The following is a 16948-nucleotide window of genomic DNA, read 5'->3' as shown; positions in this document are numbered from 1 at the left end:
CGACGGCGGCCCGAGCCGCCCCCGCCCGGGCCGCCGTCGTCGGAGCCGCCGTCGGTGCACGCGGTCAGCGCCAGCGTGCCCACCAGTCCGAGGATCACGGCCGCGGCGCGCACGGACCGTCGCGCCCGCCCGTGCGGGCGCGGCTCGTGCGAGCGCCCCGCGCGGGGCAGCGGCAGAAGGTCATCCGTACGCGTCGCGCTCGCCGTACTCTCCGCAGTCACCAACGTCACGGGAAGCTCCAAGCTGTAGCCGGACGGCCGGGCCGGCCCAGGGCATCGCAACCCCGGGACGACCTGAGGACAGCCGCAAGTTACCAGGACGCCTTGCGGACCCCCGGAAGATGTCCGGCGTGCGCCTGCTCGCGCAGGTTCACCCGGGACAGCCCGAACGTGCGGAGGTAACCGCGCGGGCGTCCGTCGACCTGGTCGCGGTTGCGCACCCGCGTGGGGCTCGCGTCGCGCGGCTGCCCGCGCAGTTCCCGCTGGGCCGCGAGCCGTTCGGCCCCGGTCGAGGACGGGCGCCGGACGATCTCCTTCAGTTCGGCCCGGCGCGCCGCGTACCGCGCGACGGTCGCCCGCCGCTGCTCGTTCTTCGCGATCTTGCTCTTCTTCGCCATCAGACCTTCACTCCCCGGGCGCGGATGCGGGCCACGGCCGCCTCCACGCCGATCGCGTCGACCGTCCTGATCCCCTTCGTGCTCAGCCGCAGCCGTACGTGCCTGCGCTCGCTCGGCAGCCAGTACCGCTTGCTCTGGACGTTGGGGTCGAAGCGGCGCGAGGTGCGCCGGTGGGAGTGGGAGACGCGGTTGCCGAAGCCGGGTTCGGCGCCGGTCAGCATGCAGTGGGCGGACACGGGTGACGTACCTCTCCTTCAGAGGGGGCGGACGTAACTGTTAATGGAATTCATTTTCAGTAAGATACCAGCATGGCACGCAACGAACTCCGTCCGGTCGTCAAGCTCCGGTCCACCGCCGGCACCGGCTTCACCTACGTCACCCGCAAGAACCGCCGCAACGACCCGGACCGGCTGACCCTGCGCAAGTACGACCCGGTGGCCGGCCGGCACGTCGACTTCCGAGAGGAGCGCTGACCCGTCATGCGCGAGGGAATCCACCCCGAATACCGCCCGGTCGTCTTCCGCGACCGCGCGGCGAACCACGCCTTCCTCACCCGCTCGACGATGACCAGCGAGCGCACCGTCGAGTGGGAGGACGGCCGGACCTACCCGGTCGTCGACGTCGAGACCTCGAACGTCAGCCACCCCTTCTACACGGGTACCGCCCGCGTCCTGGACACCGCCGGACGCGTGGAGCGCTTCGCACGCCGGTACGGGAAGGGCGGGGCATGAGCGGCCCGGACCGCCCGGCGCTGCCGGTGGTGATCGTCGGCGGGCTGCACGCCGAGGCCCGCCGGGCGACCGTGGCGCGGCTGCTGGCCGACGTGCCCGGCAGCGTCGTCCTCCACCACGACCTGGCGACGGCCGCCGCGGGCACGGTCGTACGGACCGTGCGGGACGCCACCGGCATCCTCTCCGCCGGCGAGGCGCCCCTCGTCAACGACTGCGCCTGCTGCGCCCTGCGCGAGGACCTCGTCCCCGAGCTGGTCCGGCTGGCGGACGCCGGGGGCACCCCGCTGGCGGTGGTCGAGCTGTGGGACTCCGTGGAGCCCAAGGCCATGGCGGAGGTGGTGACGGCCGGCGGCTTCACCGTCACCGGCGTGATCACCGCCGTGGACCCGGCGCTGGTGCTGCCGTACCTGGGCAACGGCGACGACCTCGCCGAGGGCGGCCTCGCCGCCGCGGCCACCGACCAGCGCACCGTCGCCGACACCTTCGCGCGCCAGCTGGAGTACGCCCCGGTCCTCGCCCTGGCCGACTCGTTCCCCGGCTCGCCGGAGGCCGACGACGAGGACCGCGAGCTGCTGGCCCAGCTCCATCCGACGGCCCGCCGGGTGCCGGTCGGGGCCGGTGGTGGCCAGGGCGGTGGCCATGGAGACGGCGACGGCGGCGTCCCCGGTGACGCCCCCGCCGGCGCCCCCGGAAGGCGTCCCGCCGCCCCGTCCTCCGAGCTGGCCCGCGCCGCCCTCGCCGGGTTCGACGTGGAGGCCGCGGCCGCCGCCCAGCACCCGGCCTGTGCCCTGCTGCCCGCCGAGGCCGACGCGCACGGCGTCACCACGCTGGTCTGGCACCGCCGCCGCCCCTTCCACCCGGGCCGGCTGTACGCGGCGCTGGAGGACCTGACGTGTGCCGCCGCCCGCAGCCGGGGCCGGTTCTGGCTGGCCGACAAGGCGGACACGCTGCTGCACTGGGACGCCGCGGGCGGGGCGCTGTGCGTGGAGGGGGCGGGACCGTGGCTCGCCTCGCTGCCCGACGCCGCCTGGGACCTGGTCCCGCCGGTGCGCCGTGCCGCCGCCGCGCTGGACTGGCACCCCGAGCACGGCGACCGCTGCCAGCACCTGGTCTTCACCTCTCCCGGCCTCGACCGCGACGGCCTGGAGCGGCTCCTGGAGTCCTGCCTGCTGACCGACGCCGAGTACGCCGCCGGGCGGGCCGCCTGGGAGCGGCTGCCGTCCGGCTTCGACACCCTCCTGGAGGTCTGACCCATGTCCCGGATCCCGCGCAAGAGCGACCGCAAGCCCGCCGGGAAGCGGCCCAACCCGCTGGACCAGGCGGGAGTGACGTACATCGACTACAAGGACACCGACCTGTTGCGGAGGTTCGTCTCCGACCGCGGCAAGATCCGCAGCCGCCGCGTCACCCGCGTGACGACCCAGCAGCAGCGGCGGCTGGCCAGGGCGATCAAGAACGCGCGGGAGATGGCCCTGCTTCCGTACGCACCGCGCTGACCAGCGCCGCACCCCTCCCGTCCGGCGTCGCGCCGGGGCTCAGCCCAGCCGGGCGGAGCCCCGGCGCTGTTGCATGTTGTTGCGTGTTCTAGGAATTCGGGGGCAAACGGGGAACGTCTTCTCCGCAGTGGGCGTCCATCAGAGCAAGGGCTTTCGGGTAAAGCGGCCGTCAAGGCTGTAACCGCGGGAACACCGCGCGTGCACGTGCATTTGCTCATGCATCAGCACGTGAACGGGGTTATGATCCGGATCAGTTGACCACTGCATCAATGGCCACATCAGCCAGTGCACCACCGGGGAGCGACCTGTGGACCACGACGTGTACGACGTTGACCGCGTGTCCGGCGTGTACAACGGCATGGCCGCCACGCAGCTGCACGACGCAGCCTGGCAGAAAAGCCGGCACAGCAACTCGCAGGGGTCGTGCGTGGAGTTCGCGCGGCTTCCCGACGGCGCCGTCGCGGTGCGCAACTCCCGCTTTCCCGACGGGCCCGCGCTCGTCTACACGCGGGCCGAGATCGAGGCCATGCTGCTCGGCGTCAAGGACGGCGAGTTCGACCACCTGGTCACGAGCTGACCCGAGGCGGCACGTGGCACCTCCGGGGTGACACGCGTAGAACCGCGAGGCGTCGAGGCGTCGCGGCACAGCGTCATCCGTAGACCGGGTCCGTCCCCTCGCAGGGCCCGGGGAGCCGGAACAGCGCCCAGACGACCTTGCCGTTGAGCGTCCCGGCGAGCGGGTGCCAGCCCCAGCTGTCGCTGAAGGAGTCCACGAGGAAGAGGCCGCGGCCCGACTCGGCCGAGAAGTCGTCGGTCTCGCGGGCCACCGGACTGTCGTGGCTGGGGTCGCGCACCGCGCACACCAGCCGCTCGGTCCAGCGCATCAGGTGCAGCCGGACGGGGCCGTTGTGCTCCGCGTGCCGGGGGGTGTCCGCCGGAAGCGCGTGACGCAGGGCGTTGGTGACGAGTTCGGAGACCACCAGGCAGACGTCGTCGAAGCGCTCGCCGGCGCCCCAGCCGTCCAGTGTCCTGCGCGTGAATCTCCGGGCCTCGCGCACCGCTTCGAAGCGCGGCGGGAGGGCGCAGGAGGCGGCGTTGGACACGGCCGCGGGGTCGAGTGGCGGAAGGCCCTGCCGTAACGGCTCGAGCATGGTCGATCCATTCGTCCCCATGCGAGGCACTCCCGGGAATTCGCGGTCGTAGCGATGCGGCGCGGTGGTGCGGGACCATGGTTTCGGATGAGTACCGCAGATGCAAGGGCAGATGCACGTGCACGTGACCGAAATGGACCTGCCCGTACCGCTTGTTGGGCAATTTTTCCGTCATTTTCGCCTCCCCTTCATCTCTGGCGACGACCGGTTTCGGATCACCGCTTGCATGATCCTGTGCGTTTCCTTTGGCTCGATTCCGTTTCCGTAACCGGACGAGTACTGCTCGGAGTGTTTTAGTGGCAGACTTCGGCCCCTGAAGACGGTTGGGGAGGCTGGCGAACGTGAGCGCGGGAGAGCCCGGATCGGTGGTGCGGCGCATGCTGCTCGGATCACAACTCAGGCGGCTGCGTGAGACGCGGGGGATCACGCGGGAGGCGGCGGGCTACTCGATCCGCGCCTCCGAATCGAAGATCAGCCGGATGGAGCTGGGCCGGGTGAGCTTCAAGACGAGGGACGTCGAGGACCTGCTGACGCTGTACGGCATCACGGACGAGCAGGAGCGCAACTCCCTTCTCTCGCTGGCCAAGGAGGCCAACGTCGCGGGCTGGTGGCACAGCTACTCCGACGTGCTGCCCAGCTGGTTCCCCACCTATGTGGGCCTGGAGGGCGCCGCCTCGCTGATCCGGGTGTACGAGGTGCAGTTCGTGCACGGCCTGCTGCAGACCGAGGAATACGCCCGCGCGGTGGTCCGGCGCGGCATGAAGGGCGCCGGCGCGGCGGACGTCGAACGGCGGGTCGCGCTGCGCCTGGAGCGGCAGAAATACCTCGTCGCGGAGAACGCGCCCGAATTCCACATCGTCCTGGACGAGGCCGCCCTGCGCCGTCCCTACGGCGACCGCGAGGTGATGCGCGGACAGCTCCAGCACCTGATCGAGATGTCCGAACGCCCCAATGTGCGCCTCCAGATCATGCCGTTCGGCTTCGGCGGACACTCCGGCGAGAGTGGCGCGTTCACGCTCCTCAGCTTCCCCGAGTCCGACCTGTCGGACGTCGTCTACCTGGAGCAGCTCACCAGCGCGCTCTACCTCGACAAGCACGAGGACGTCACCCAGTACGAGACGGCGCTCAAGGAACTCCAGCAGGACAGTCCGGGGCCGGACGAGAGCCGGGACCTTCTCCGGGGGCTCCTCCAACTCTCCTGAAACATAAGTACGATGACGCCCATTCAGGCGGCCCGCTCCGGCTGCGGCAGCTCAGGGGATTGAGGGATCACATGTCGTCGTACTTCACCGACCTCGCCCAGCAGTACATCGACGGCGAATGGCGCCCGGGCACCGGATCCTGGGACATCATCGACTTCAACCCGTACGACAACGAGAAGCTGGCCTCGGTCACCATAGCCACGGCCGATGAGGTCGACGCCGCCTACCGGGCCGCCGAGCGCGCCCAGAAGCAGTGGGCCGCGACGAACCCGTACGCGCGCCGCGCGGTGTTCGAGAAGGCGCTGCGCCTGGTGGAGGAGCGCGAGGAGGAGATCAGCGAGGCGATCGTCGCCGAGCTGGGCGGCACGCGTCTGAAGGCCGCCTTCGAACTGCACCTCGCCAAGGAGTTCCTGCGCGAGGCGGTCCACCTGGCGCTGCGCCCCGAGGGCCGGATCATCCCGTCCCCGGTCGACGGCAAGGAGAACCGCGTCTACCGGGTGCCGGTCGGCGTCGTGGGCGTCATCAGCCCCTTCAACTTCCCCTTCCTGCTCTCGCTGAAGTCGGTCGCCCCGGCCCTCGCGCTGGGCAACGGCGTCGTCCTCAAGCCGCACCAGAACACGCCGATCGTCGGCGGCACCCTGGTCGCGAAGCTCTTCGAGGACGCGGGGCTCCCCGGCGGCCTGCTGAACGTCGTCGTCACCGACATCGCGGAGATCGGGGACGCCTTCATCGAGCACCCGGTCCCCAAGGTCATCTCCTTCACCGGCTCGGACAAGGTCGGCCGCCACGTGGCCACGGTCTGCGCCGCGCACTTCAAGCGCTCGGTCCTCGAACTCGGCGGCAACAGCGCCCTGGTGGTCCTCGACGACGCGGACGTCGACTACGCGGTCGACGCCGCCGTCTTCAGCCGGTACGTGCACCAGGGCCAGGTCTGCATGGCGGCCAACCGCGTGCTGGTCGACCGCGCGGTGGCCGACGAGTTCACCGAGAAGTTCGTCGCCAAGGTGCGCACGCTCAAGACCGGCGACCCGCGCGACCCGTCGACCGTCATCGGCCCGGTGATCAACTCCTCGCAGGCGGACGCGGTCTCCGGCGTGGTCGAGCAGGCGCTCGCCGAGGGCGCCACCGCCCTGGTGCACGGCACCGTCACGGACAACCTGGTCGAGCCGTCGGTCCTGACCGGCCTGCCCGCCGACTCGGCGCTGCTGCGGCAGGAGGTCTTCGGCCCGGTCGCCTTCCTCGTCCCCTTCGACGGCGAGGAGGAGGCCGTACGCCTGGTCAACGACACCCCGTACGGGCTGAGCGGCGCCGTGCACACGGCGGACGTCGAGCGGGGCGTGAACTTCGCCAAGCGGATCGACACCGGCATGTTCCACGTGAACGACGGCACCGTGCACGACGAGCCGATCGTGCCCTTCGGCGGCGAGAAGCACTCGGGCATCGGCCGCCTCAACGGCGACACGATGCTGGACGCCTTCACCACCCAGAAGTGGATCTCGGTGCAGCACGGCCGCAGCGGGTTCCCGTTCTGACGTCCCCGGTGGCCGGGCCCTAATCTGGACCCCATGTCAGCGATCCGTCTCCTCGTGCTCGGCGCCGTGCGTCAGCACGGGCGGGCCCACGGCTACCAGGTGCGCAACGACCTGGAGTACTGGGGCGCGCACGAGTGGTCCAACGCCAAGCCCGGCTCGATCTACCACGCCTTGAAGCAGATGGCGAAGCAGGGGCTGCTGCTCGCGCACGAGATCGCGCCGTCCACGGCGGGCGGGCCGCCGCGTGTGGAGTACGAGGTCACCGAGCAGGGCACCGAGGAGTACCTCACCCTGCTGCGGGCCTACCTCACCGCCTACGACCAGCGGCCGGACGTGCTCACCGCGGCGCTCGGCTTCATGGTCGACCTCCCGCGCGAGGAGGCCCTCGCGCTGCTGGCGGAACGGGTGCGGAAGATCGAGGAATGGCGGGGCGCCGTCACCGAGTACTACACGCCCGAGGAGGGCCCGGGGCAGCTCGGGCACATCGGCGAGATCATGAATTTCTGGGTCCACTCGGCCGACACCGGCGCCGAGTGGACCCGGGGGCTCATCGAACGCGTCCGGGGCGGCGCGTACACCTTCGCCGGCGAGGGCGACCCGTTCGTCGGGGTGCTGGCGGAGGGCGAGGAGAACCCGTTCGCGGCGGGGCGGCCGCACCACGGAGACGCCGGAGACGTCGGCTAATCAAGTTTGACCAATCTCGCGAGGCGCGTTACTTTGGCGAAGTAGTCAAATTTGGCTAGCGAGGGGAGTGGCAGTGGCCGACGCGGCGATCACCGTCGAAGGGGCACGCAAGAAGTACGGCAGGAAGGACGCGCTGGACGGACTCGACCTCACCGTCCCGCGCGGCACGGTGCACGGCGTGCTGGGACCGAACGGCGCGGGCAAGACGACGCTGGTCCGCATCCTGTCCACCCTGCTGCGGCCCGACGCGGGCCGGATCGAGGTGGCGGGGCACGACGTCGCCACCCAGGCGTACGCCGTACGGCTGCGCATCGGCCTGCTCGGCCAGCACGCGGCCCTCGACGAGGAGCTGGGCGGCCGGCAGAACCTGGAGATGTTCGGCCGCCTCCACCACCTGGGCGCCCGGCGGGCACGCGCGCGTGCCGGCGAACTGCTCGCGCGCTTCGAGCTGACCGACACCGGACGCAAGCCCGTCAGCGCCTACAGCGGCGGCATGCGGCGCCGCCTGGACCTCGCCGCGTCCCTGATCACCGAGCCGGAGGTGCTCTTCCTGGACGAGCCGACCACCGGACTCGACCCGCGCGGCCGGGCCGAGGTCTGGGACTCGGTCCGCTCGCTGGTCGGCGGCGGTACGACGGTCCTGCTCACCACCCAGTACCTGGAGGAGGCCGACCAGCTCGCCGACCGCATCTCCGTCGTTGACGCCGGCCGGGTCGTCGCCGACGGCACGGCCGACGAGCTGAAGGCCGCCATCGGCGGCGACCGTGTCGACGTCGTCCTGCGCGACGCCGGCCAACTGGGCGCCGCCGTCGCCCTGCTGCCCCTCACCGGCGTCCGCGTCGACCCCGACCGCCGACTGCTCAGCGCCCCGGTCACCGACCGCATGACGGCCCTCTCCGGCGTCGTACGGGCGTTGGAGGAGGCCGGCCTGGAGGCCGAGGACGTGGCGCTGCGCCGTCCCACCCTGGACGAGGTGTTCCTGCACCTGACCGACCGCACCAAGGAGGCCGTGTGAGCACGAGCACCGTCCCGCACCCCAACCCCGTGACCTACGCCCTGACCGACTCCTGGACCATGACCCGCCGGGAACTGGCCCGCTGGGCGCGGCAGCCGGTGACCATGGTCGTCAACCTGGTCTTCCCGGTCATGCTTCTGCTGATGTTCGGCTACCTGGTCGGCGGCGGCCGGGGCGTGAGCGGCGAGTACGTGGACTACCTGGTCCCCGGGATGCTGGCGCTCACCATGGCGTTCGGCCTGGAGGGAACCATGATCGCCGTCACCCAGGACCTCAACAAGGGCGTCGTCGACCGCTTCCGCTCCCTGCCGATGACCAACGGCGCGGTCCTGGTGGGCCGTTCCGCCGCCGACATGCTCCAGTCGGCCCTCGGACTCACGGTTCTGATCGTGGTCGGCCACGCGCTCGGCTGGCGGACCCACGGCGGCCCCGGCGCCTTCCTGGGCGCCGTCGGCCTGCTCCTGCTCTTCCGCTTCGCCATGCTGTGGATCGGCATCTTCCTTGCCCTGGTGGCCGGCAAGCCGGAGCTGGTGCAGGCGGTGCAGATCCTGGTCTGGCCGGTGGGCTTCCTCTCCAACGCCTTCGCCACGCCCGACTCCATGCCCGGCTGGCTGGGCACGGTCGTCCAGTGGAACCCCATGTCCCAGACGGCCACCGCCGTACGCGACCTGTTCGGCGGCCCCGGCGGCGAGTCCGGCCACGTGTGGGCGGCGATCGCCTGGCCCCTGGCCCTGCTCGTGGTGTTCTTCCCGCTGGCGGTGCGGAGGTTCGCGCGGCTCAGCCGGTGAACGGCACGCGGACGCGGCCTAGTGGTGGAAGCCGGTGGCCGCCCCCCTGTCCCGGTTCAGGGGATGCGACTGCCGGCGCAGCTCCGGCAGCAGCCGCTCCAGATCGGCGAGGAGCAGGTCCGCCATGTCGGTGGAGAAGCCGTTGCGGCACACCACCCGCAGCACGGACAGGTCCTCGCGGTGCGGCGGGAAGGTGTACGCCGGCACCAGCCAGCCGCCCTCCCGCAGCCGCCGCGACACGTCGAAGACGTCGTACGCCGTCACGTCGTCGGCGGTCGTGAAGGCGAACACCGGCAACTGGTCGCCGCGTGTCAGCAGCCGGAAGTCGCCGAGCGCCTCGATCCGTTCGGCGAGTCCGCGGGCGGTGTCCCGCGCGGTCTGCTGCACCGCCTGGTAACCCTCCCGGCCCAGCCGCAGGAAGGTGTAGTACTGCGCCACCACCTGCGCGCCGGGCCGGGAGAAGTTCAGCGCGAAGGTCGGCATGTCGCCGCCCAGGTAGTTGACCCGGAAGACCAGCTCCTCGGGGAGCGCGGCCGAGTCCCGCCACAGCGCCCAGCCGACACCCGGGTACACCAGCCCGTACTTGTGCCCCGAGGTGTTGATCGAGGCGACCCTCGGCAGCCGGAAGTCCCACACCAGGTCCTCGTCCAGGAAGGGCGCGACCATGGCGCCGGACGCCCCGTCGACGTGCACCGGCACATCGAGGCCGGTGCGCTCCTGGAGTGCGTCCAGGGCGGCGCACAGGCCGGCGACCGGCTCGTAGGAACCGTCGAAGGTGGAGCCCAGGATGCCGACGACACCGATCGTGTTCTCGTCGCACAGCTCGGCGGCGGCCTGCGGGTCCAGGTGGAAGCGGTCGCCCTCCATGGGCACCTGCCGGGCCTCCACCTCCCAGAAGTTGCAGAACTTGTCCCAGCAGACCTGGACGTTCACGCCCATCACCAGATTGGGCCGCGCCCCCGGATACCGGTCGGCGTTGCGCAGCGCCCAGCGCCGCTTCAGCGCCATCCCCGCGAGCATGCACGCCTCGCTCGACCCGGTCGTCGAGCAGCCCACGGTCGTCGACGGGTCGGGTGCGTGCCACAGGTCGGCGAGCATCGCCACGCAGCGCCGCTCCAGCTCGGCTGTGCGCGGGTACTCGTCCTTGTCGATCATGTTCTTGTCCCGGCACTCGCTCATCAGCACCCCGGCCTGCGGCTCCATCCAGGTGGTGACGAAGGTGGCCAGGTTCAGGCGCGCGTTGCCGTCCAGCATCAGCTCGTCGTGGACCAGCCGGTACGCGCTCTCCGGCGGCAGCGGGGTGTCGGGGAGGCGGTGCGTGGGCGGTGCCTCGGTCATACCGCCGGTCGGGTTCGCCTGACCGTGGAACGGGTTCACGGCGAGCCGGCGCCGGGCGCGGCCGTCGTCCTGCGGCGGGTGGGGCCCGTGATGCAGTGGCATGCAACCGACGGTAGGTCCGGCCCGGGAACCCCGCACCCGGACTTGCACCTCACGTCACGTGAGGCGGCAGCGTGGACGGCGTCAGAGAAGGGAGCGGAAGTGAGCTACTCCGTGGGACAGGTCGCGGGCTTCGCCGCGGTGACGGTGCGCACCCTGCACCACTACGACGACATCGGCCTGCTCGTACCCAGCGAGCGCAGCCACGCGGGCCACCGGCGCTACAGCGACGCCGACCTCGACCGGCTGCAGCAGATCCTGTTCTACCGGGAGCTCGGCTTCCCGCTCGACGAGGTCGCCGCCCTCCTCGACGACCCGGCCGCGGACCCGCGGACGCACCTGCGCCGCCAGCACGAGCTGCTGACCGCCCGGATCGAGAAGCTGGAGAAGATGGCGGCGGCCGTGGAGCAGGCCATGGAGGCACGCAGCATGGGAATCAACCTCACGCCGGAGGAGAAGTTCGAGGTCTTCGGCGACTTCGACCCGGACCAGTACGAGGAGGAGGTCAAGGAACGCTGGGGCCACACCGACGCCTACCGCCAGTCGAAGGAGAAGACCGCCTCGTACACCAAGGAGGACTGGCAGCGCCTCCAGGACGAGGCCGACGACCTCACCCGGCGCTTCGTCGCCCTGATGGACGCCGGTGAGCCCGCCGACTCCGAGGCGGCCATGGACGTGGCCGAGGACCACCGGCAGGGGATCGCCCGCAACCACTACGACTGCGGGTACGAGATGCACACCTGCCTGGGCGAGATGTACGTCTCGGACGAACGGTTCACGCGGAACATCGACACCGCCAGGGAGGGCCTCGCCGCCTACATGCGCGACGCGATCCTCGCGAACGCCGTCCGCCACACCCCCTGAGCGGTGGTCGTGGCCCGGGTCTCACTCCCGGGCCACGACCACCGCCGTCCCGTACGCGCACACCTCGGTGCCGACGTCCGCGGCCGTCGTCACGTCGAAGCGGAACGCCAGCACCGCGTTGGCCCCCCGCGTGCGTGCCTGCTCGACCAGCCGCTCCATCGCCTCGTTGCGGGTCTCGACCAGCGTCTTGGTGAGTCCGCGCAGCTCCCCGCCGACCATCGACTTCAGTCCGGCCCCGATCTGGCTCCCCAGGTGCCGGGAGCGCACGGTCAGCCCGAAGACCTCGCCCAGCACCTCCTGGACCCGGTGGCCCGGCAGGTCGTTCGTGGTCACGACGAGCACATCGGACTGGGGACTCTGTCCGCCGCCGTATTCTTCAATACCCATGGTTCTCCGGTTTCCCCGGCAGGGCGGCAGTGCACCCCGAGGACCCCGGTGGAACCTGGGACACCGCGGCTGCGTTGTACGTTTGGGCAGCCAGGTCCAGCCCGCCCCCCCCAGCAGCAGGAGCCACATCCCGTGACCACCCTTGCGCTCGGCCCCGAGTGGCTCAGCCCGGACTACCTGATCGAGACCTTCGCTCTGCCCGGCATCCTGCTCATCGTCTTCGCCGAGTCCGGACTCTTCGCGTTCCTGCCCGGTGACTCGCTGCTGTTCACCGCGGGCCTCTTCGTCGCCCAGGGCGAGTACATCAGCCAGCCGCTGTGGCTGGTGTGCGCCCTGATCGTGCTGGCCGCCGTCATCGGCGACCAGGTGGGCTACATGATCGGCAAGTTCCTCGGCCCCAAGCTCTTCAACCGCCCCAACTCCAAGCTCTTCAAGAAGGAGAACCTGGAGAAAGCGCACGAGTTCATGGAGAAGTACGGCCCCAAGGCGATCGTCCTGGCCCGCTTCGTGCCGATCGTCCGCACCTTCGCGCCCATCGTGGCGGGCGCCGGCCGCATGAAGTACCGCACGTTCCTCACGTACAACGTCATCGGCGGCGTGGCCTGGGGCACCGGCGTCACCCTCGCGGGCTACTGGCTCGGCCAGATCGAGTTCATCCGCACCAACGTCGAGCCGATCCTCGTCCTGATCGTCGTCGTCTCGGTCGTCCCGATCGCCATCGAGTACCTGCGCGAACGCAAGAAGAAGAAGCGCGCCGCGGCGACCGCACCGGCGGCTCCCCAGCAGCCCCAGCAGCACCAGTACCCGGTGATGGACGACGCCACGACCCAGCTCCGCCGCGTGGACCCGTACGAGCAGCCCCAGCAGTACCAGCAGCCGTACGCCCAGCAGTACCCGCAGAACTACGGGCGTCAGCCCGGCCAGGACCCCTATAACCAGGGTTACTGAAGCGCGCCCAGGGGCGCGGGGAACTGCGCGAGCAACCACGACGCACCCGCGGTCGCCGTCGCACGGAACCCCCGCCCCCATGGGGCGCCCCAACGCACCCGCCGCTAGAAACCCCGGGTTCGTTTGGCCGCCCGCCTGCCGGCGGCACTCGCCGCGCCCGGCACCTTCAGGAACAGCCGCGAGATCTCCCCGCCGAGGTTCACCCCGATCGCGATGGCCATCGCCAGTGCCACCGCCTTGGACAGCGACAGCAGCCCGTTGTCGACCTCGCTCTGGGCGATCGCCAGCAGCCCGAAGTACGTCGCGGAACCGGGCAGCAGCGGCCCGATCGCCGCGGTCGTGTACGGCAGCGCCGACGCGAACCGGTACCGGGACATCAGCTGCCCGAAGAGACCCACCAGCCCCGCCGCGGCGGCCGTGGAGGCCACCGGCGAGATGTCCCCGGCGTAGTGCATGGCGCCGTACACACACCACGCGACGCCGCCGTTCAGGGTCACCGCGAGCACGGTGGATCGTTCCTGCTGGAGCAGGATCGCGAAGGCCAGCGACAGCAGCATCGAGGCGAAGATCTGCACGAACGGGTCGTCGCCCGTGCCCAGCTCGGCGTCCGGGTTGAGGTTGGCCCCCAGCTGGACGCCGAAGTACAGCACCACCAGCACCCCGGCGACGATGCTGACGAAGAAGTACATGACCTCCAGCAGGCGCGCCGCTGCGGTGATGTAGAAGCCGGTCAGACCGTCCTGCACACCGGCGACCAGCGCCCGCCCCGGCAGCAGCGCGAACAGCCCACCGGTGATCACCGCGGACGCCTTCACGTCGACGTGGGTCAGCGTCAGCGCGATGCCGATCGCGGCCGGCGGCATCGCGGCCACCGCGAACTGGTAGAACTCCGGCAGCCCGCGCCCCGCGCACAGCCAGGCCAGCCGGTCACCGAGGATCGCGCCGACCATCGCCGCGAAGAACACGATCGCGTCACCGCCGACGAGCAGTGAGGCCCCGCCCGCGAGCAGACCGCTCGCCGTGCTCAGCACCCAGGTCGGGTACGGGTGCCGGTTGCGCCGGATCTCCGCGAGGCGCCGGTAGGCCTCCTCCAGGGAGATGCTGGTCTCGGGGTCCGAGAGGTCGTCCACCAGCTGGAACACGGCCGCGAGCCGGGTGTAGTCGGTGCCGCGGCGGCGTACCGTCCGCGACGCCGTCACCGGGTCCTCGACCAGGGACGGCTGGTGGGAGATCGACAGCAGGGTGAAGGTGACGTTCGGCTCGCAGCGGTCCAGGCCGTAGGACCGGCAGACGGCGAACATCGCCGCCTCCACGTCCTCGGCGCCCTCACCGCCGGCCAGCAGCAGCTCCCCGATACGCAGCGTCAGGTCGAGCACGCGCGGCACGGCGGGGCCGGTCTCGTCGTCGTGCTTCTGCGAGGGCTCGGGCGCGGGCCGCTCGGCCACCGGCATGCGCAGCATGGCCCGCATCCGGTCCTGCCAGGGCACGTCCGCCAGGTTCACCGCCGGGAATCCGCTCGCCGGGGTGAACGCGGTCGGCGCGGTCCACGCGTGGTACGTGCTCGGCGTCGTGAACGCCGACCCCTCGGCGTCCGCGGGCGTGGCCGTGGGCACCTCCAGGCCGTCCGGCAGGGAGAACTCCGAGGTCGTCTCGGACTCCGTGCCGGTGTGCCGCGGGACGGCCAGTCCCTGCGGGATCTCGAACTCGGACGTCGTCGACGACTCGTCGTCGATCGACGCAGCGATCCCGCCCGGCTGCCGGAAGGCGCTGTGGGCCTCGTCCGACTGCGGCTTGCGGTCCTCCGCCTCGGTCACCTGCGCAACGCTCCCTGGTACGAACTCACCCTCCTGTTGATCTCAGTATGCGCACTCGCACGCGAACGGGCCGCACGCGGGTTGCGTGCGGCCCGTTGCGGGAGGGAAGCCGCTCAGTGGCCGCCCTGCTCCTTGAAGCGCTTGTAGGACCGCTCGATCTCGATCTCGGCGTCGGTCCGGCCCACCCAGTTGGCGCCCTCGACGGACTTGCCGGGCTCCAGGTCCTTGTAGACCTCGAAGAAGTGCTGGATCTCCAGGCGGTCGAACTCCGACACGTGGTGGATGTCCCGCAGGTGCTCCACGCGCGGGTCGGTCGACGGCACGCACAGCAGCTTGTCGTCGCCGCCGGCCTCGTCCGTCATCCGGAACATGCCGATCGCGCGGCAGCGGATGAGGCAGCCCGGGAAGGTCGGCTCGTCCAGGATGACCAGCGCGTCCAGCGGGTCGCCGTCCTCGCCGAGGGTGTTCTCCACGAAGCCGTAGTCGGTCGGGTAGGCGGTCGAGGTGAAGAGGCGGCGGTCCAGGCGGATACGACCGGTCTCGTGGTCCACCTCGTACTTGTTCCGCGAACCCTTCGGGATCTCGATCGTGACGTCGAACTCCACCGGACGCTCCTCCATGATCAGTACATAGTTCTGGTGGTTAAGTGTCCCTCACGCCGGTGTGTGATCGCGAAAGGGGCTGGTGATGGTGCCAGAGCTGAGGCCTTGGCGGTCCGCGAGGCCGCACCTGGTGCGGGCCGCGGGCGCCGTACGACCCCGTCTGGCGCGCCTCGGCCGGGCCGCCGGACCGCGGATCGCGCGGTTCACGCGGGCCACGGGACCGCGGCTCGCCCGGATCACGAGGCCGAAGACCTGGCAGTACACCGCCGGTGCCGCCACCGCCGGGCTGGCTCTCGCCGCCGGTGTGGTGACCGCCGCCGGCCCCTGGGACTCCACGGGTCAGCGTACGGCCGAGCGGGACCGGGCCGTCGCGCTGGAGCACACGGGTGGCGCAGATCACGGTCGCGGGTCCGGCGGCTCCGGCACCGCGGCCGGGACGCCCCGTCCCGCGCCCAGCGCCGGGGCCGTGCTGGCCGGCCTCGGTGGCGCCACCACCCCGGGCGGCGTCAAGGCGGCCCCGGGCGGCGAGGCCCTCGCGGATGTCCTCGGGCCGCTCCTGGACGACCCGGCGCTCGGCACCGACCGCGCCGCGTCGGTCGTCGACCTCACCACCGGCAAGCGCCTGTACGGCCTCGACGGCGGCGCGGCCCTCACGCCCGCCTCCACCACCAAGATCGCCACCGCGGTCGCCGCGCTCACCGCCCTCGGCCCCGACCACCGCCTCACCACCCGCACCGCCCTGGAGGCCGACACCGGCGAAGTCGTCCTGGTCGGCGGCGGCGACCCCACGCTCACCGCGCGTGCGGACGCCAAGGGCCTCGCCAGCCTGCGCGCCCTGGCCGACAAGACCGCCGCCGCCCTGAAGAAGCGGGACCTGCGCAAGGTGACGCTGTCGTACGACACGACGCTCTACGCCGGTGACGAAATGCACCCGATCGGGGTCAACGAGAACCTCGCCCGCGTCACCGCCCTGATGGCCGACGAGGCCCGGACGGACGACTCCACCAGCGGACCCGCCGAGCGCGAGGCCGACCCGGCCGCCCACGCGGCCCGCGCCTTCGCCGGTTTCCTGAAGCAGCACGGCATCACCGCGTCGGCCCCCGGCCCCTCCAAGGCCACCGACCGCGCCGACACCCTCGCCGCGGTGTCCTCGCCGCCGCTGTCCGTCCTGGTCGAGCGGATGCTGACGAACAGCGACAACGACCTCGCCGAGGCCCTGGCCCGCCACACCGCCGTGGCCGACGGCAGGCCCGCCGACTTCGACGGGGCGTCCGCCGCCATGAAGGACCGGCTGAAGCGGCTCGGCCTGCCGGTGGGCGGCGCCGCGCTCCGCGACGGCAGCGGCCTGGACCGCACCGACCTGGTCAGCGCCGACCTGCTCACCGCCCTGCTGGCCGAGGCCGCCGACCCGGCCCGCCCCCAGCTCCGCCCGGTCCTCACCGGCCTCCCCGTGGCCGGCTTCACCGGCACCCTGGCCAGTCGTTACTCGGACGGCGCAGCGGGCGTCGTCCGCGCCAAGACGGGCACGCTGACGGGCGTGAACACCCTCGCCGGCACCGTCGTCACCGCCGACGGCCGCCTGCTGGGCTTCGCCTTCATGGCGCACGGGACGTCCGACCCCGCGGCGGCACAGTCGACCCTGGACCGGGCGGCGACGGGCCTGGCCGCCTGCGGCTGCGAG

General features: G+C 71.5%; 20 protein-coding genes and 1 pseudogene. 13 read left to right on the top strand and 8 right to left on the bottom strand.

Annotated elements, in window-relative coordinates; translation table 11 throughout:
* The 3 genes and pseudogenes from DMH12_RS28950 to rpmB form a co-directional block, all read right to left on the bottom strand.
* Window positions 1–230 (bottom strand): annotated as a pseudogene (locus tag DMH12_RS28950) (hypothetical protein); the annotation flags it as partial.
* An 80-nt stretch (window positions 231–310) separates the two neighbouring features.
* Window positions 311–616: a 30S ribosomal protein S14 gene (rpsN, locus tag DMH12_RS28945; RefSeq protein ID WP_125494387.1), complete on the bottom strand. Its 306-nt coding sequence runs from the start codon at window positions 614–616 to the stop codon at window positions 311–313.
* Window positions 616–852 carry a 50S ribosomal protein L28 gene (gene rpmB, locus DMH12_RS28940; RefSeq protein WP_122616827.1) on the bottom strand — a complete coding sequence of 79 codons (237 nt, stop codon included), beginning with the start codon at window positions 850–852 and terminating at the stop codon, window positions 616–618. Before rpmB ends, rpsN begins: the two co-directional genes overlap by 1 nt.
* A 72-nt stretch (window positions 853–924) precedes the next feature.
* Between rpmB and rpmG the strand changes: the two genes are divergently transcribed.
* The 5 genes from rpmG (at window position 925) to DMH12_RS28915 (ending at window position 3420) form a co-directional block, all read left to right on the top strand.
* Window positions 925–1089 carry a 50S ribosomal protein L33 gene (gene rpmG, locus DMH12_RS28935; protein WP_122616828.1) on the top strand — a complete coding sequence of 55 codons (165 nt, stop codon included), beginning with the start codon at window positions 925–927 and terminating at the stop codon, window positions 1087–1089.
* A gap of 6 nt (window positions 1090–1095) precedes the next feature.
* On the top strand, window positions 1096–1347 hold the full coding sequence (locus DMH12_RS28930) for a type B 50S ribosomal protein L31 (protein ID WP_122616829.1): 252 nt from the start codon (window positions 1096–1098) through the stop codon (window positions 1345–1347).
* Window positions 1344–2597, top strand: coding sequence for a GTP-binding protein (locus DMH12_RS28925; protein ID WP_125494386.1), 1254 nt, complete (start codon window positions 1344–1346; stop codon window positions 2595–2597). Before DMH12_RS28930 ends, DMH12_RS28925 begins: the two co-directional genes overlap by 4 nt.
* A gap of 3 nt (window positions 2598–2600) precedes the next feature.
* Complete coding sequence (gene rpsR, locus DMH12_RS28920; protein WP_125494385.1) at window positions 2601–2843, top strand: 30S ribosomal protein S18; 243 nt, start codon at window positions 2601–2603, stop codon at window positions 2841–2843.
* Between the two features lie 307 nt (window positions 2844–3150).
* Entirely contained in the window at window positions 3151–3420 is a 270-nt protein-coding gene (locus DMH12_RS28915; protein ID WP_122616831.1) for a DUF397 domain-containing protein, read from the top strand.
* Between the two features lie 73 nt (window positions 3421–3493).
* On the opposite strand, the gene DMH12_RS28910 is transcribed toward DMH12_RS28915, so the two are convergent.
* A complete protein-coding gene (locus tag DMH12_RS28910; protein ID WP_125494384.1) occupies window positions 3494–3994 on the bottom strand; it encodes an ATP-binding protein in 501 nt (166 codons plus the stop codon).
* 377 nt (window positions 3995–4371) lie between these two features.
* Here DMH12_RS28910 and DMH12_RS28900 point away from each other — a divergent pair, with 377 nt between their 5' ends.
* The 5 genes from DMH12_RS28900 to DMH12_RS28880 all read left to right on the top strand — a co-directional run bounded on the left by DMH12_RS28900 (window position 4372) and on the right by DMH12_RS28880 (window position 9215).
* Entirely contained in the window at window positions 4372–5196 is an 825-nt protein-coding gene (locus tag DMH12_RS28900; RefSeq protein WP_122616934.1) for a helix-turn-helix transcriptional regulator, read from the top strand.
* A 71-nt stretch (window positions 5197–5267) separates the two neighbouring features.
* The gene (locus tag DMH12_RS28895) at window positions 5268–6728 is read left to right on the top strand and encodes an aldehyde dehydrogenase family protein (protein WP_125494383.1); all 1461 of its coding nucleotides are present in this window, start codon (window positions 5268–5270) and stop codon (window positions 6726–6728) included.
* A 33-nt stretch (window positions 6729–6761) separates the two neighbouring features.
* Window positions 6762–7412, top strand: coding sequence for a PadR family transcriptional regulator (locus DMH12_RS28890; protein ID WP_125494382.1), 651 nt, complete (start codon window positions 6762–6764; stop codon window positions 7410–7412).
* A gap of 73 nt (window positions 7413–7485) precedes the next feature.
* Window positions 7486–8427 (top strand): ATP-binding cassette domain-containing protein, encoded by a 942-nt coding sequence (locus DMH12_RS28885; RefSeq protein ID WP_312023979.1) that lies wholly within the window; start codon window positions 7486–7488, stop codon window positions 8425–8427.
* 59 nt (window positions 8428–8486) lie between these two features.
* On the top strand, window positions 8487–9215 hold the full coding sequence (locus DMH12_RS28880) for an ABC transporter permease (protein ID WP_125494389.1): 729 nt from the start codon (window positions 8487–8489) through the stop codon (window positions 9213–9215).
* An 18-nt stretch (window positions 9216–9233) separates the two neighbouring features.
* On the opposite strand, the gene DMH12_RS28875 is transcribed toward DMH12_RS28880, so the two are convergent.
* Window positions 9234–10655, bottom strand: a complete 1422-nt coding sequence (locus DMH12_RS28875; RefSeq protein ID WP_125494380.1) for a glutamate decarboxylase — start codon at window positions 10653–10655, stop codon at window positions 9234–9236.
* 99 nt (window positions 10656–10754) lie between these two features.
* On the opposite strand from DMH12_RS28875, the gene DMH12_RS28870 reads away from it, so the two are divergent.
* A complete protein-coding gene (locus DMH12_RS28870) occupies window positions 10755–11516 on the top strand; it encodes a MerR family transcriptional regulator (protein ID WP_125494379.1) in 762 nt (253 codons plus the stop codon).
* A gap of 21 nt (window positions 11517–11537) precedes the next feature.
* Here DMH12_RS28870 and DMH12_RS28865 read toward each other — a convergent pair whose 3' ends face one another.
* Complete coding sequence (locus DMH12_RS28865; RefSeq protein WP_122616837.1) at window positions 11538–11903, bottom strand: YbjQ family protein; 366 nt, start codon at window positions 11901–11903, stop codon at window positions 11538–11540.
* A 132-nt stretch (window positions 11904–12035) separates the two neighbouring features.
* Between DMH12_RS28865 and DMH12_RS28860 the strand changes: the two genes are divergently transcribed.
* Window positions 12036–12851: a DedA family protein gene (locus DMH12_RS28860; RefSeq protein ID WP_125494378.1), complete on the top strand. Its 816-nt coding sequence runs from the start codon at window positions 12036–12038 to the stop codon at window positions 12849–12851.
* 104 nt (window positions 12852–12955) lie between these two features.
* On the opposite strand, the gene DMH12_RS28855 is transcribed toward DMH12_RS28860, so the two are convergent.
* Together DMH12_RS28855 and DMH12_RS28850 are read right to left on the bottom strand one after the other, a co-directional pair.
* Window positions 12956–14665: a threonine/serine exporter ThrE family protein gene (locus DMH12_RS28855; RefSeq protein WP_125494377.1), complete on the bottom strand. Its 1710-nt coding sequence runs from the start codon at window positions 14663–14665 to the stop codon at window positions 12956–12958.
* Window positions 14666–14778: 113 nt separating this feature from the next.
* Window positions 14779–15270 (bottom strand): inorganic diphosphatase, encoded by a 492-nt coding sequence (locus DMH12_RS28850; RefSeq protein ID WP_064731883.1) that lies wholly within the window; start codon window positions 15268–15270, stop codon window positions 14779–14781.
* A gap of 82 nt (window positions 15271–15352) precedes the next feature.
* Between DMH12_RS28850 and dacB the strand changes: the two genes are divergently transcribed.
* The coding region (gene dacB, locus DMH12_RS28845; RefSeq protein WP_185832606.1) for a D-alanyl-D-alanine carboxypeptidase/D-alanyl-D-alanine-endopeptidase at window positions 15353–16948 on the top strand (1596 nt) is incomplete at its 3' end.

This window comes from Streptomyces sp. WAC 04229, assembly GCF_003947455.1.
Lineage (GTDB): Bacteria > Actinomycetota > Actinomycetes > Streptomycetales > Streptomycetaceae > Streptomyces.
The sequence above is the reverse complement of the archived record's forward strand: the minus strand, read 5'-3'. Positions and strand labels throughout refer to the sequence as shown.

Bases quoted from the DNA above. Each gene is read 5' to 3' on its own strand.
- DMH12_RS28880 (WP_125494389.1), top strand. From the start codon at position 8,487: ATGACCCGCCGGGAACTGGCCCGCTGGGCGCGGCAGCCGGTGACCATG.
- DMH12_RS28875 (WP_125494380.1), bottom strand. From the start codon at position 10,655: ATGCCACTGCATCACGGGCCCCACCCGCCGCAGGACGACGGCCGCGCC.
- DMH12_RS28925 (WP_125494386.1), top strand. From the start codon at position 1,344: ATGAGCGGCCCGGACCGCCCGGCGCTGCCGGTGGTGATCGTCGGCGGG.
- DMH12_RS28910 (WP_125494384.1), bottom strand. From the start codon at position 3,994: ATGCTCGAGCCGTTACGGCAGGGCCTTCCGCCACTCGACCCCGCGGCC.
- DMH12_RS28890 (WP_125494382.1), top strand. From the start codon at position 6,762: ATGTCAGCGATCCGTCTCCTCGTGCTCGGCGCCGTGCGTCAGCACGGG.
- rpsN (WP_125494387.1), bottom strand. From the start codon at position 616: ATGGCGAAGAAGAGCAAGATCGCGAAGAACGAGCAGCGGCGGGCGACC.
- DMH12_RS28930 (WP_122616829.1), top strand. From the start codon at position 1,096: ATGCGCGAGGGAATCCACCCCGAATACCGCCCGGTCGTCTTCCGCGAC.
- DMH12_RS28900 (WP_122616934.1), top strand. From the start codon at position 4,372: ATGCTGCTCGGATCACAACTCAGGCGGCTGCGTGAGACGCGGGGGATC.
- rpsR (WP_125494385.1), top strand. From the start codon at position 2,601: ATGTCCCGGATCCCGCGCAAGAGCGACCGCAAGCCCGCCGGGAAGCGG.
- DMH12_RS28865 (WP_122616837.1), bottom strand. From the start codon at position 11,903: ATGGGTATTGAAGAATACGGCGGCGGACAGAGTCCCCAGTCCGATGTG.
- rpmG (WP_122616828.1), top strand. From the start codon at position 925: ATGGCACGCAACGAACTCCGTCCGGTCGTCAAGCTCCGGTCCACCGCC.
- DMH12_RS28895 (WP_125494383.1), top strand. From the start codon at position 5,268: ATGTCGTCGTACTTCACCGACCTCGCCCAGCAGTACATCGACGGCGAA.